At 53.4% G+C, this 12,660-nt stretch carries 10 protein-coding genes; all 10 read left to right on the plus strand.

Going from position 1 to position 12,660, the window contains the following annotated elements:
* Positions 1–322: 322 nt before the first annotated feature.
* Positions 323–1,111, plus strand: coding sequence for a trehalose-phosphatase (gene otsB / locus ACTJKZ_RS03175; protein ID WP_440829208.1), 789 nt, complete (start codon positions 323–325; stop codon positions 1,109–1,111).
* A complete protein-coding gene (gene otsA / locus ACTJKZ_RS03180) occupies positions 1,108–2,544 on the plus strand; it encodes an alpha,alpha-trehalose-phosphate synthase (RefSeq protein ID WP_222925363.1) in 1,437 nt (478 codons plus the stop codon). The genes otsB and otsA overlap by 4 nt, the downstream gene beginning before the upstream one ends.
* Positions 2,545–3,562: 1,018 nt before the next feature.
* Positions 3,563–3,916, plus strand: coding sequence for a flagellar transcriptional regulator FlhD (gene flhD, locus ACTJKZ_RS03185; protein WP_161733171.1), 354 nt, complete (start codon positions 3,563–3,565; stop codon positions 3,914–3,916).
* Entirely contained in the window at positions 3,913–4,491 is a 579-nt protein-coding gene (gene flhC / locus ACTJKZ_RS03190; RefSeq protein WP_033732951.1) for a flagellar transcriptional regulator FlhC, read from the plus strand. The genes flhD and flhC overlap by 4 nt, the downstream gene beginning before the upstream one ends.
* Before the next feature lie 133 nt (positions 4,492–4,624).
* Positions 4,625–5,512, plus strand: a complete 888-nt coding sequence (motA, locus tag ACTJKZ_RS03195) for a flagellar motor stator protein MotA (protein ID WP_161733169.1) — start codon at positions 4,625–4,627, stop codon at positions 5,510–5,512.
* Positions 5,509–6,450, plus strand: a complete 942-nt coding sequence (motB, locus tag ACTJKZ_RS03200; RefSeq protein ID WP_161733167.1) for a flagellar motor protein MotB — start codon at positions 5,509–5,511, stop codon at positions 6,448–6,450. The genes motA and motB overlap by 4 nt, the downstream gene beginning before the upstream one ends.
* Positions 6,451–6,461: 11 nt before the next feature.
* Complete coding sequence (cheA, locus tag ACTJKZ_RS03205; protein WP_202604904.1) at positions 6,462–8,444, plus strand: chemotaxis protein CheA; 1,983 nt, start codon at positions 6,462–6,464, stop codon at positions 8,442–8,444.
* A 23-nt stretch (positions 8,445–8,467) separates the two neighbouring features.
* Entirely contained in the window at positions 8,468–8,965 is a 498-nt protein-coding gene (cheW, locus tag ACTJKZ_RS03210; RefSeq protein WP_150015287.1) for a chemotaxis protein CheW, read from the plus strand.
* A 165-nt stretch (positions 8,966–9,130) separates the two neighbouring features.
* Positions 9,131–10,801 carry a methyl-accepting chemotaxis protein gene (locus ACTJKZ_RS03215; protein ID WP_161733163.1) on the plus strand — a complete coding sequence of 557 codons (1,671 nt, stop codon included), beginning with the start codon at positions 9,131–9,133 and terminating at the stop codon, positions 10,799–10,801.
* A 193-nt stretch (positions 10,802–10,994) separates the two neighbouring features.
* Positions 10,995–12,557 (plus strand): methyl-accepting chemotaxis protein, encoded by a 1,563-nt coding sequence (locus ACTJKZ_RS03220; RefSeq protein WP_440829209.1) that lies wholly within the window; start codon positions 10,995–10,997, stop codon positions 12,555–12,557.
* Positions 12,558–12,660: the final 103 nt, after the last annotated feature.

The following is a 12,660-nucleotide window of genomic DNA, read 5'->3' on the forward strand; positions in this document are numbered from 1 at the left end:
GGACCGATACCGCTACGATTATTAAAAAAGGAACAGATGTGAATGGCGCTTTTCTGCTGACTTAACCGCAGCGGCTGGCATGAAAAGTGCATATTTCTGGCATAACCCCTGTTAATGACTACACTCATTGTGAAGATGTTCTCAGTTAGCCAGTATTGTCAGCAATGCGCTTGCAAGTTTGAGGAGAGTGACCTATCCAATCACCGCGTTTTACCCCTCAATCACCGCTTTATCAGAATTTCCCGCTTGCTGACCTGACTGCGTCAGGACATTCTTGTTTTAACTCAATGTTTTATTAAATTTGATTTTCAGGAGAAGTAACGTGACCCAAGCGGCAGACACCTATGCCAGGTACCCGACATTAAGCAGCGGGCAGTACGCCTTCTTTTTTGATGTCGACGGCACGCTGGCAGCGATACAGTCCCGTCCCGAAGCGGTATTTATTCCTGAGCAGGTCATCGCACAACTTCAACAGCTCTCTGCGCTTTCTCAGGGCGCACTGGCGCTGGTCTCCGGCAGACCCATCGAACAACTGGATGCGCTGGTTGCGCCGTGGCACGGCCCGGCGGCGGGCGTGCATGGTGCTGAGCGTCGTGATGCAGAGGGTAATGTGCAGCGCATCAGCCTGCCTGTTGAGGTTGAACAAAATCTCAGGAAGGAATTGCAGGATGCGATGGCTTGCTGGCCTGGCACTCAGCTTGAGGTGAAAGGCATGGCCTTTGCACTTCATTACCGCCAGGCGATGCAGCATGAGCAGGATGTGTTGCGACTGGCTGAACAGTCAGTGAAGCGTTTCCCGGGACTGGCGCTTCAGCCAGGGAAATGTGTCGTTGAGATTAAACCTGCAGGCATCGATAAAGGCGCGGCAATCAGCGACTTTATGCAGCAGCCCCCTTTTGCCGGGCGTACGCCAGTCTTTATTGGCGACGATCTGACGGATGAGAAGGGCTTTCTGGCCGTTAATGAACGGCAGGGCGTCTCAGTTAAAGTCGGCGAAGGGGCAAGCCAGGCCAATTATCGACTCAACGATGTCGATGACGTTTACGGCTGGCTGGAAAAAACATTATTACTATTAGATCAAGACAACGTCGGTAAGGAGTTTAGGTTATGAGTCGTTTAGTGGTTGTATCTAACCGTGTCGCCATGCCAGATGGGTCTAAAACCAGCGCTGGTGGCCTGGCAGTCGGCATTCTCGATGCATTGAAAAGCACCGGTGGAATGTGGTTTGGCTGGAACGGTGAAATCAGCGAGTTCACAGGCGAAGACGTTGAAGACGTTAAGGTTCAGGAGCATGAGGGTATCGAGTATGCTTCGTTCCCGCTGAGTCAGAACGATTACGATCTCTATTATTGCCAGTTCTCTAATACAGTTATCTGGCCCGCCTTCCATTACCGCCTCGACCTGGTACAGTTCCAGCGTGAAGCGTGGGAAGGGTATTGCGACGTCAATGATTCGGTGGCGCAGCGTTTAAAACCGCTGATCAAGCCTGATGATATTGTCTGGATCCACGATTATCACTTTTTACCTTTTGCCGCCGCACTGCGTCGGGCCGGTATTAATAACCGCATCGGTTTCTTCCTGCATATTCCATTCCCGACGCCTGAAATCTTCAACGCATTGCCTCCGCACAAAGAGCTGCTGGAAATGCTGTGTGAATATGACCTGCTGGGCTTCCAGACTGAATCCGATCGGGTGGCGTTCCTGGACAGCGTCAGTCAGCTTACGCAGCTACAGAATAAAGGCGACAAAAAGCATCGCGCGTTTGGCAACACCTTTATGACTGAGGTTTATCCCATCGGGATTGAGCCAGACAGTATTAAAGAGATGGCAGAAGGGCCGCTACCGCCAAAAATGGCGGCTATGAAGAAAGAGCTGGGCGATGCACGCAACATTATTGCCTGTGAACGTCTCGACTATTCCAAAGGTCTGCCTGAGCGTTTTCTTGCTTATGAAGCGCTGCTGGAGAACTTCCCGGAGCATCGCGGTAAGATCCGCTATTCGCAGATCGCACCCACCTCACGTGGCGATGTGCAGGCCTATCAGGACATCCGTCATCAGCTGGAGACTGAAGCAGGGCGCATCAACGGTAAGTACGGTACGCTGGGCTGGACCCCGCTCTACTATCTCAACCAGCATTTCGACCGTCGTCTGCTGATGAAGATCTTCCGGCTGACCGATGTGGGGCTGGTGACGCCGCTGCGTGACGGCATGAACCTGGTTGCGAAAGAGTATGTCGCAGCGCAGGACCCGGACGATCCGGGTGTACTGGTGTTGTCGCGCTTTGCCGGCGCCGCCAACGAACTGACCTCAGCGCTGATAGTGAACCCGTATGACCGCGATGAAGTGGCCGCTGCGCTGGATAAGGCGATTACCATGCCGCGTACCGAAAGGATTTCACGCTACAACGATATGATGGCGGTACTGCGCAAAAACGACATTACCGCCTGGCGTGAGAGCTTCCTGAAGGACCTGGAGCGCATTGACCCACGCAGTGTTGACCACAGTACCGTTAATAAGGTGGCGACCTTCCCGAAACTCGCCTGACCTGAGCCTTTAGGGCAATAATGGAAGCAGCGATACTATGACGGTATCGCTGCTTTTTTTTAAGCCCAGATCACAGAAAACTCGCCCGCTATCTGTTAAAGACTCTGCGTTGCGATTTTGTGCCGATGACCTCAGTAGCGGCTGAGTGTGGCCGGATCTATGCAATGACCCCCGAAAACCCTGTTATACCACTGCCTGCCGCTTTCTTTAGCTACTTTGCTAAAGTTCTTCTTCAGACTGCCGATAGTGATAGTGCCAACGCATAACCTGCCGTTAATTCATTCGTCTTTCTTATGTAACCCCTTGTTACATTGGGTTTCGGAGCCTGAACGTCCCGCTGTCGCTGTTAACACCAGGTTGCCAGAATCCCCCCTTACTGCCGTAGAAGCCTTAACGATTTCATTACTCACACCCTGCGACACTCCCCTTAAGTAACTAATTTAACAGCAAATAACGTCCCACCTTACCAGCATAATATCCTGATAACCTCCGTTTAGGTGGTTCTAAATAGGGTGTTAAAACGATTAACACCCGATAATCATTCCGGACTGCGCAAAGCGACGAATAGCGATGCTTTTACCCCCTATTAAACCTTTCTCAGGACGAATTGGACTTAAAAACACACTTTTTTGTTCAAAAAACGACCAGTCAGTAAGCAATCGTAAAGGATTGCTGAAGAAATTTGCGTTAAAAGTGTGATCTGCGTCACACTTTATCTAAAATTTCATCCGGCTGTCGTTGTATGTCGAAATCAGACGATATAGATTTGCGTTGTTTTCGGAATAGTCCTAAAAAATGTAAGAAGACGTCACGGAAGATGTCCGGAACTTGAAAATAGAATGGCATGGATTTTCGACCTTCAGTGGGTCTGAAACCCGCGAAAATAGAAGGCGAAAAACAGTGACATTAAAATTATGTGAAGTTTTTTTTGCCATCTTTTGATTTAACAAACAGCAGCTCGAACCGCAGATTTTAATCTGCGATACAGTTACGTCGCATCTCTCAGGATGGAAAAATAATGGGCAACTCTGAAGTACTGAAACATATTTATGATCTCAACTTGTCTTATTTACTGCTCGCGCAGCGTTTAATTAACCAGGATAAAGCTTCTGCAATGTTTCGCCTCGGCATTGACGAGAAAATGGCGAACGCATTATCTGAATTAACATTGCCTGAGATGGTGAAAATGGCGGAAACCAATCAGCTGGTTTGCCACTTCCGTTTTACCGATAGCAGCACTATTAATCGCCTGACGCAGGAATCACGCGTGGATGATTTACAACAAATCCACACCGGCATTTTATTATCGAGCCGTTTACTGCGTAATGCGTCTAAAGATGAAGCGCCTGCTAAAAAGAGAGCAATGTCATGAGTGAGAAAAGTATCGTTCAGGAAGCACGTGATATTCAGCTCGCTATGGAGCTCATCACTTTAGGTGCGCGCTTACAGATGTTAGAGAGTGAAACTCAGCTGAGCCGTGGTCGTCTGATCAAGCTCTATAAAGAATTACGTGGCAGTCCGCCGCCAAAAGGCATGCTGCCGTTCTCCACGGACTGGTTTATGACATGGGAGCAGAACATACATGCTTCTATGTTCTGTAACGCCTGGAAATTTTTACTGAAAACTGGCCTGTGCAGCGGTGTAGATGCCGTAATCAAAGCCTACCGCCTGTATCTTGAACAGTGTCCTCAATCGGACGAGGGCCCGCTGTTGGCGCTGACTCGTGCCTGGACCCTGGTCCGATTCGTTGATAGCGGTATGCTGGAACTGGCGGATTGCAAATGCTGCAACGGCAGCTTTATTAATCATGCGCATCAGCCGGTTGGGAGCTTTACCTGCAGCCTGTGCCAGCCGCCATCACGTGCCGTAAAAAGACGTAAACTTTCTGCAGAACCTGCCGATATGTTTCCACAACTGCTGGATGAACAGGTTAAACACGCCGTTTAAGTTTGTTCGCATTGTGGAAGCCATCCAGCAGCGGTTAATACCGCTGCTTTTTTTTTGCTTGCGGTTCAGGAATAACACCTGCTGCTCTCTGGCTAAATTTCCACCAACACGTTACGGACGTAAGGATTTTTTTGTGCTGATAATTATAGGTTACCTGATTGTTTTAGGCTCCGTGTTGGGCGGATATGCGCTGGTAGGTGGCCATCTGGGCGCGCTTTATCAGCCAGCCGAATTATTAATGATCGGCGGTGCCGGTGCCGGTGCTTTTTTAGTCGGTAACAATGGCAAGTCGATTAAAAAAACGCTGAAGGCGCTGCCAAAGTTATTTCGCGGCTCCAAATACAACAAAGCCGTTTACATGGATTTGATGGCGCTGCTTTATCGCCTGATGGCGAAGTCGCGTCAGCAGGGGATGTTATCGCTGGAACGCGATATTGAAGATCCCAGTCAGAGTGAAATTTTTGCTAATTATCCCCGCATCCTTGCCGATAAACAGTTAGTAGATTTTATTACTGACTATTTGCGCCTGATGGTCAGCGGCAACATGAACGCCTTTGAAATCGAAGCGTTGATGGATGAAGAGATTGAGACTTACGAACACGAGTGTGACGTACCAGCGCAAAGTATTTCTGCAGTAGGCGATGGTCTTCCGGCATTCGGTATCGTCGCCGCGGTAATGGGCGTGGTCCATGCGCTGGCTTCAGCCGACCGTCCGGCTGCTGAACTCGGTGCGCTGGTGGCCCATGCGATGGTGGGAACCTTCCTGGGCATTTTACTGGCCTACGGATTCGTTTCTCCACTGGCGTCAGTACTGCGTCAGAAATGTGCAGAAACCACCAAGATGATGCAGTGCATCAAGGTGACATTGCTGTCGAGCCTGAACGGATATGCGCCGCAGATTGCAGTGGAGTTTGGTCGTAAGACGCTCTACTCCGCCGAGCGCCCATCGTTCAGCGAACTGGAAGAGCATGTACGTAACGCTAAGAACCCGGCTAAACAGACTTCAGACGAGGCTTCATGAAACACGGCAATCGCCCAATTGTGCTGATCAAAAAGCGCAAACATAAAGGCCATGAAGGCAGCCACGGATCGTGGAAGATTGCCTACGCCGACTTTATGACGGCGATGATGGCCTTTTTTATGGTGATGTGGCTGCTGTCGATCGCCAACCCGCAGGAGCTGGTGCAGATTGCGGACTACTTCAAAACGCCGCTTAAAGTCGCAATTACCGGCGGCGCGCGCAGCAGCGACAGCGATAGCCCGATCCCTGGCGGCGGTGACGATCCGACCAAAAAGATTGGCGAAGTGAACAAAGTCGTCGATATGGACGCCCAGAAACGCAAGCTGGATGAGATTCGCCTTAACCGGCTGCGTGAAAAGCTCGACCAGATGATTGAAGCGGATCCGCGTCTGAAAGCGCTGCGGCCGCATCTGATCATCAACATGGTGGAAGAGGGGCTGCGTATTCAGATTATCGATAGCCAGAATCGCCCGATGTTTAAGACCGGTCGGGCGGAGGTGGAGCCGTATATGCGCGATATTCTGCGTGCCATCGCGCCGATCCTTAACGATATTCCGAACCGCATCAGCCTGGCCGGACATACCGATGATTTTCAGTATGCCAGCGGTGACAAGGGTTACAGCAACTGGGAACTCTCTACCGACCGCGCTAACGCTTCACGCCGGGAACTGGTGATGGGCGGCCTAGATAGCGGCAAAGTTTTACGGGTGTTAGGTATGGCCGACACCATGCGCCTGAAAAATCGTGGCGGTAACGACGCAGTTAATCGCCGCATCAGCCTGCTGGTGTTGAACCACGACACCGAAGCAGCAATAGAAAAAGAGAACGCAGAAAGTGATGCCGTCCAGATCAGCGATCCGGCGGCCATTGAACAGATTACCGCACCTGCAACACCAGGCAGCGCGGTGAATACAGCAGCCCCCTCACAGCCGAGGTGATTCCCGTGAGTATGGACATCAGCGATTTTTACCAGACGTTTTTTGATGAAGCCGATGAGCTGTTAGCGGATATGGAACAACACCTGTTGGGCCTGGACCCGCAGGAGCCAGATTCGGAACAGCTTAACGCCATCTTCCGTGCCGCTCACTCCATTAAGGGTGGGGCCGGAACCTTTGGTTTTACGGTATTACAGGAAACGACTCATATCCTGGAAAACATTCTGGATGGTGCTCGTCGCGGCGAGATGCAGCTCAGCACCGACATCATCAACCTGTTTTTGGAAACCAAAGATATTATGCAGGAACAGCTCGATGCTTATAAAACCGCGCAGGAGCCTAACGCGGAGAGCTTCAAATATATCTGTGAAGCGCTGCGCCAGCTGGCGCTCGAGGCCAAAGGTCTGCCGGTTGATGTTCCGGCTACGGTAACCACTGCCAGCGCAGAACCCGCCAGCACCAGCGGCCTGCGGGTACAGCTGATCGACCTCAAAGAGAAAGAAGTCGACCTGATGCTGGAAGAGATGAGCAATCTCGGCACCCTGACCAATGTGCAGAAGGGCAGCACCACGCTGGACGTCTGCATTGATGGCGTCGGTAAAGATGACATCGTGGCGGTGCTTTGCTTCGTCATCGACGAAGCGCAGATCCGTTTCCCGGAGGCTGACGAAGCCGTTGCCGCGCCGGTTGCTGCTGTTGTAGCCGCCGCACCCGAGGCAGAAGAGGTTCACACCGCCAGCGTTACCGAACTGCCCGTGGCAGCGGTGAAGCGTGAAAGTAAGCGCGTCGCGGCACCGGCCAAGTCGAGCGAATCGACCAGCATCCGTGTTGCGGTAGAGAAGGTCGATCAGCTGATCAACCTGGTGGGTGAACTGGTCATTACCCAGTCAATGCTTGCCCAGCGTTCCGGTGAACTCGACCCGGTGGCGCACGGCGACCTGCTGAACAGCATGGGGCAGCTGGAACGTAACGCCCGCGACCTGCAGGAATCGGTGATGTCGATTCGTATGATGCCAATGGAATATGTCTTCAGCCGCTTCCCGCGTCTGGTGCGTGACCTGGCGAGCAAACTCGGCAAAGAGGTGGAACTGACCCTGCTGGGCAGTTCCACCGAACTCGATAAGAGCCTGATTGAGCGTATCATCGATCCATTAACGCACCTGGTGCGTAACAGTCTTGACCACGGTATCGAAACCCCCGAGAAACGTCTGGTGGCCGGTAAAGTGGCCACGGGTAACCTGACGCTTTCCGCGGAACACCAGGGCGGCAACATCTGTATCGAAGTGTCAGATGATGGTGCCGGCCTGAACCGTGAACGTATTCTGGCTAAAGCCCTGTCATCGGGCCTGCCGGTTCACGAGAACATGAGCGACGAAGAGGTCGGCATGCTGATCTTCGCACCGGGCTTCTCTACGGCGGAGCAGGTGACGGATGTTTCAGGACGCGGCGTCGGAATGGACGTGGTGAAACGAAATATTCAGGAGATGGGCGGTCACGTTGAAATCGCCTCGAAGCAGGGCAAAGGCACCACTATTCGTATCCTGCTGCCACTGACGCTGGCCATCCTTGATGGCATGTCTGTTCGCGTGGCTGATGAAGTCTTTATTCTGCCGCTGAATGCGGTGATGGAATCACTGCAACCGCGTGCCGAAGAGCTGAAACCGCTGGCGGGAGGCGAGTGCGTGCTGGAAGTGCGTGGTGAATATCTGCCACTGGTCGAGTTGTGGAACGTCTTTGATGTACAGGGTGCCAAAACCGAGGCCACGCAGGGCATCGTGGTGATCCTGCAGAGCGCGGGCAAACGTTACGCGCTGCTGGTCGATCAGCTTATTGGTCAGCATCAGGTGGTGGTGAAGAACCTGGAAAGTAACTATCGCAAAGTGCCGGGCATCTCCGCCGCGACCATTCTTGGCGATGGTAGCGTAGCGCTGATTGTTGATGTATCAGCACTGCAGTCACTTAACCGCGAAAAACGTGTGGCCGGCGCTGCCGCCTGACAGATAACGAAAGGGTAAATAACATGAATGGAATGGCAACCGTGACAAAAATTGCTGGCGAAACTGTGGGTCAGGAGTTTCTGGTCTTCACGCTGGGCGACGAAGAGTACGGCATCGATATCCTCAAAGTTCAGGAAATTCGCGGTTACGATCAGGTAACGCGTATTGCGAATACCCCTGAATTCATCCGCGGCGTCACGAACCTGCGCGGCGTAATCGTGCCGATTATCGATCTGCGCGTAAAGTTTGCGCAGCCTGACGTTGAGTACAATGACAACACCGTGGTCATCGTGCTGAATCTGGAAAATCGCGTGGTCGGTATCGTGGTCGATGGCGTTTCTGACGTGCTGTCACTGACCCAGGATCAGATCCGTCCTTCACCAGAGTTCGCGGTAACCATGTCTACCGAGTACCTGACTGGTCTGGGTGCGCTGGGCGAGCGCATGCTGATTCTGGTCGACATTGAGAAGCTGCTGAGCAGCGACGAGATGGCGCTGGTGGATAACCTGCGTACCGCGTAATTGCATCATCACGGGCTGGCTTCGGCTGGTCCGTGATAGTTACAATATGTAATGGTTTCGTTTGAATTCATATATTTAAAACCGCACTTCCCCCTAATTTCCTGCTGTCACCTGCCGATAATCTCACTGTCACTTTTAAATTACCTACATTTTTCAGGGTTACTCATGTTAACGAAAATCCGTGTGGTCACCAGCCTGCTACTGGTGTTGCTGGTGTTCGGGCTGTTACAGGCCTTCTCCGGTTCTGTTTTCTACTCCGCATTAAGCCACGACAAGCAGAGCTTTGCCGTGTCGCAGCTGGCGATGCAAAACACCCAGGCGCTTAATGACGCCTATATGAGCCTTAACCAGAGTCGTGTGTTGCTGACCCGCATTCAGCTGCGTATCGCCACCAGTAAACTGGAAGGTAAAACGGCCGATATCGCCTCGCTGTTTGAGGAAAGTCAGCGTTTCCAGCAGGCTGCAGCGGGTTTCTACAAGACGTTCAAAGAGACGCCAGATACCCCAGGGCAGGATGAGCAGCTTAACAATCAGCTTGACCAGCGCTTCAGTGATTATGCGGGCGCGCTGAACAGCCTGCAGAGTGCGCTGCAGGTCAATGATATGGCCGCAGCCGCAAAAGCCCCGGTGGCCCCGAGCCAGAGTGCGTTTCTGACGCTTTACCGCGAATGGCGCGCCGATCAGAGTCGCCTGACCACGCTGGGCGTGGCCGAGAACAGTAACGCTTACAGCCGTATGATGTGGATTCTTGCCGCCATTATGGTCGTTGTGATCGCCGTGATCGTGCTCTGCTGGTTTGGCCTGCGCAAAATCGTGATGACACCACTCAACAACAGCATTAATCACATTCAGCATATTGCCCAGGGCGATTTAACCCAGCCGATCGCGGTGGAAGGGCGTAACGAGATGACGCAACTCGCCGCCAGCCTGCATGAAATGCAGCAGTCGCTGGTCCGCACCGTGACCAATGTGCGTGACGGATCGGATGCGATTTTCACCGGTGCCAGTGAGATCTCTGCCGGAAACAATGATCTTTCCGCCCGCACCGAACAACAGGCGGCATCACTGGAACAGACGGCGGCCAGTATGGAGCAGCTCACCGCCACCGTGAAACAGAACGCCGAGAACGCCCGCCAGGCGTCACAGCTGGCACTCAGCGCGTCCGAAACCGCAGAAAAAGGCGGTAATGTGGTGGCTGGCGTGGTGAAAACCATGAGCGAAATCGCCGGCAGTTCGAAGAAGATTGCTGACATCACCAGCGTGATTGATGGCATCGCGTTCCAGACGAATATTCTGGCGCTCAACGCCGCCGTTGAAGCGGCGCGTGCCGGTGAACAGGGGCGCGGTTTTGCGGTGGTCGCAGGCGAGGTGCGTAGTCTGGCGCAGCGCAGCGCCCAGGCCGCCAAAGAGATCAAAGGACTGATCGACGATTCAGTCAACCGCGTCAGCGTGGGTTCGCAACTGGTCGGTACCGCCGGGGAAACCATGAGCGATATCGTCAGTGCGGTCACGCGCGTCACCGATATCATGGGCGAAATCGCCTCGGCGTCGGATGAGCAGAGTCGCGGTATCGATCAGGTCGGGCAGGCCGTCACCGAGATGGATCGCGTCACCCAGCAGAACGCCTCGCTGGTGGAAGAGTCCGCGGCAGCGGCCGCTTCGCTGGAAGATCAGGCCAGCCGGTTAAGCCAGTCAGTCTCGGTCTTTAAAATCAAACGTGAAGCCAGGCAGACGCTGACAAAGCATTTGCCGATTGCCGCGCCCGCCACGGCGCCGCTGGCACCGCGCAAAGCCCTGACGGCCCCGGTCAGTGATACGCACTGGGAAACCTTCTGATGTAAAGCTGCGCATCCTGTGGGATGCGCAGCCACCCCCTTTATTCCTCTGCTTAAAGCCAAACTCAGCAGCTCCTGCTAATAAAATTAATTACAAAAGCCACTTCTCTTCTGAAAGCGCTGAAAAGCGTTAATTAATCCTATAAACACGCCGATATAGCCGCTGCACCTAAATTAACCTGCAGGGGAACGAGATGTTAAAAAAAATAAAAGTGGTGACCAGTTTAATCGCAGTCCTGGTTATCTTTGGCGCGCTCCAGTTAGTGGCTGGCAGCCTTTTCTGGTCAGCGCTTAATAAAGACAAAGAGTCCTTTGCACTGTCACAGGTCTCTAACCGCAATGTCACCGAGATGACAGACGCTTATATTTCATTAAATAACAGCCGTACCACGCTGAACCGCGGCATGCTGCGCTTACAGACCAGCATGGCATCGCAGATGAACGGCGGTCAGCTTGATGAGCTGATCACCAAAGCCAATAAGCAGCTGGTGGAAGCCGATCGCCACTTTAAAATTTATTACCATCTGCCAACTACGCCGGGCCTTGATGAAACCATGGGCGACAAGCTGGAAGCCGATTACGCTAATTACGAAAACGGCCTGAAAGCGATGGTGAAAAGTTTACAGGCGCGTGACCTGGAAGGAATGTTTAAACAGAATATTGAGCAGAAGCAGGTGGCGATGCAGGAGAGTTACAACCAATGGCGGGCGCGTCAGACCGAACTCTCCGATAAAGGTATGGAACAGAATCAGACAGCCTTTAAGCAGATGATGTGGCTGCTGGCTATCATTGGCGTTGCGGTGCTCGCGGTGATTATTGCATGCTGGTTTGGCCTGCGTCAGGTTCTGATTCAGCCGCTGCAACAGCTGCTGGCGCAGATTCGCGCTATCGCATCCGGCGATTTGACCCAGCCAATTGTGGTTGAAGGACGCAATGAGATGAGCCAGCTGGCGGCCGGCATCCAGGAGATGCAGCAATCGCTGGTGATGACGGTCGGTAATGTACGTGACGGATCTGACGCTATCTTTACCGGTGCCAGTGAAATCGCCGCCGGTAACAACGACCTGTCAGCCCGCACCGAAGAGCAGGCCGCCTCACTCGAGCAGACTGCAGCCAGCATGGAGCAGCTCACCGCCACGGTGAAGCAGAATGCTGACAACGCCCGTCAGGCCTCGCAGCTGGCGTTGACCGCCTCGGAAACCGCGCAGCAGGGCGGCAAAGTGGTGAACGGCGTGGTGACGACCATGAAAGAGATTGCGGGCAGCTCGAAGAAGATCGCAGACATCATCAGCGTGATCGACGGTATCGCCTTCCAGACCAACATCCTGGCGCTGAATGCCGCGGTTGAAGCGGCGCGTGCCGGGGAACAGGGGCGCGGTTTTGCGGTAGTGGCCGGTGAAGTGCGCAGCCTGGCACAGCGCAGTGCTCAGGCCGCTAAAGAGATCAAAGGCCTGATCGAGGACTCCGTGTCTCGCGTTAACAGCGGTTCACTGCAGGTTGAAAGCGCCGGCAGCACCATGAATGAGATTGTGGGTGCCGTGACCCGCGTAACCGATATCATGGGCGAGATCGCCTCTGCATCAGACGAGCAGAGCCGCGGTATTGAGCAGGTCGGTCTGGCCGTCACCGAAATGGATCGCGTGACCCAGCAGAACGCCTCGCTGGTGGAGGAGTCTGCCGCTGCCGCTGCCGCACTGGAGCAGCAGGCCAGCGTCCTCACCCAGGCTGTCTCGGTTTTCAAAATTTCCCGCGCCTGATTTTCTGCCTTTCAGCGTGGTGGCGGTTTAAAGCCGTTGCCACGCATAAAGTTCCCCCCGACGCCGCCGATAAATAAACACGAATCGCCAACCAATGAGGTGT

This window comes from Pantoea sp. 22096, from assembly GCF_052045955.1.
Classification (GTDB): domain Bacteria; phylum Pseudomonadota; class Gammaproteobacteria; order Enterobacterales; family Enterobacteriaceae; genus Pantoea; species Pantoea alfalfae.

Coding starts and splice junctions, on each gene's coding strand:
- otsA (WP_222925363.1), top strand. CDS start 1,108: ATGAGTCGTTTAGTGGTTGTATCTAACCGTGTCGCCATGCCAGATGGG.
- flhD (WP_161733171.1), top strand. CDS start 3,563: ATGGGCAACTCTGAAGTACTGAAACATATTTATGATCTCAACTTGTCT.
- flhC (WP_033732951.1), top strand. CDS start 3,913: ATGAGTGAGAAAAGTATCGTTCAGGAAGCACGTGATATTCAGCTCGCT.
- motB (WP_161733167.1), top strand. CDS start 5,509: ATGAAACACGGCAATCGCCCAATTGTGCTGATCAAAAAGCGCAAACAT.
- cheA (WP_202604904.1), top strand. CDS start 6,462: ATGGACATCAGCGATTTTTACCAGACGTTTTTTGATGAAGCCGATGAG.
- cheW (WP_150015287.1), top strand. CDS start 8,468: ATGAATGGAATGGCAACCGTGACAAAAATTGCTGGCGAAACTGTGGGT.
- ACTJKZ_RS03215 (WP_161733163.1), top strand. CDS start 9,131: ATGTTAACGAAAATCCGTGTGGTCACCAGCCTGCTACTGGTGTTGCTG.
- ACTJKZ_RS03220 (WP_440829209.1), top strand. CDS start 10,995: ATGTTAAAAAAAATAAAAGTGGTGACCAGTTTAATCGCAGTCCTGGTT.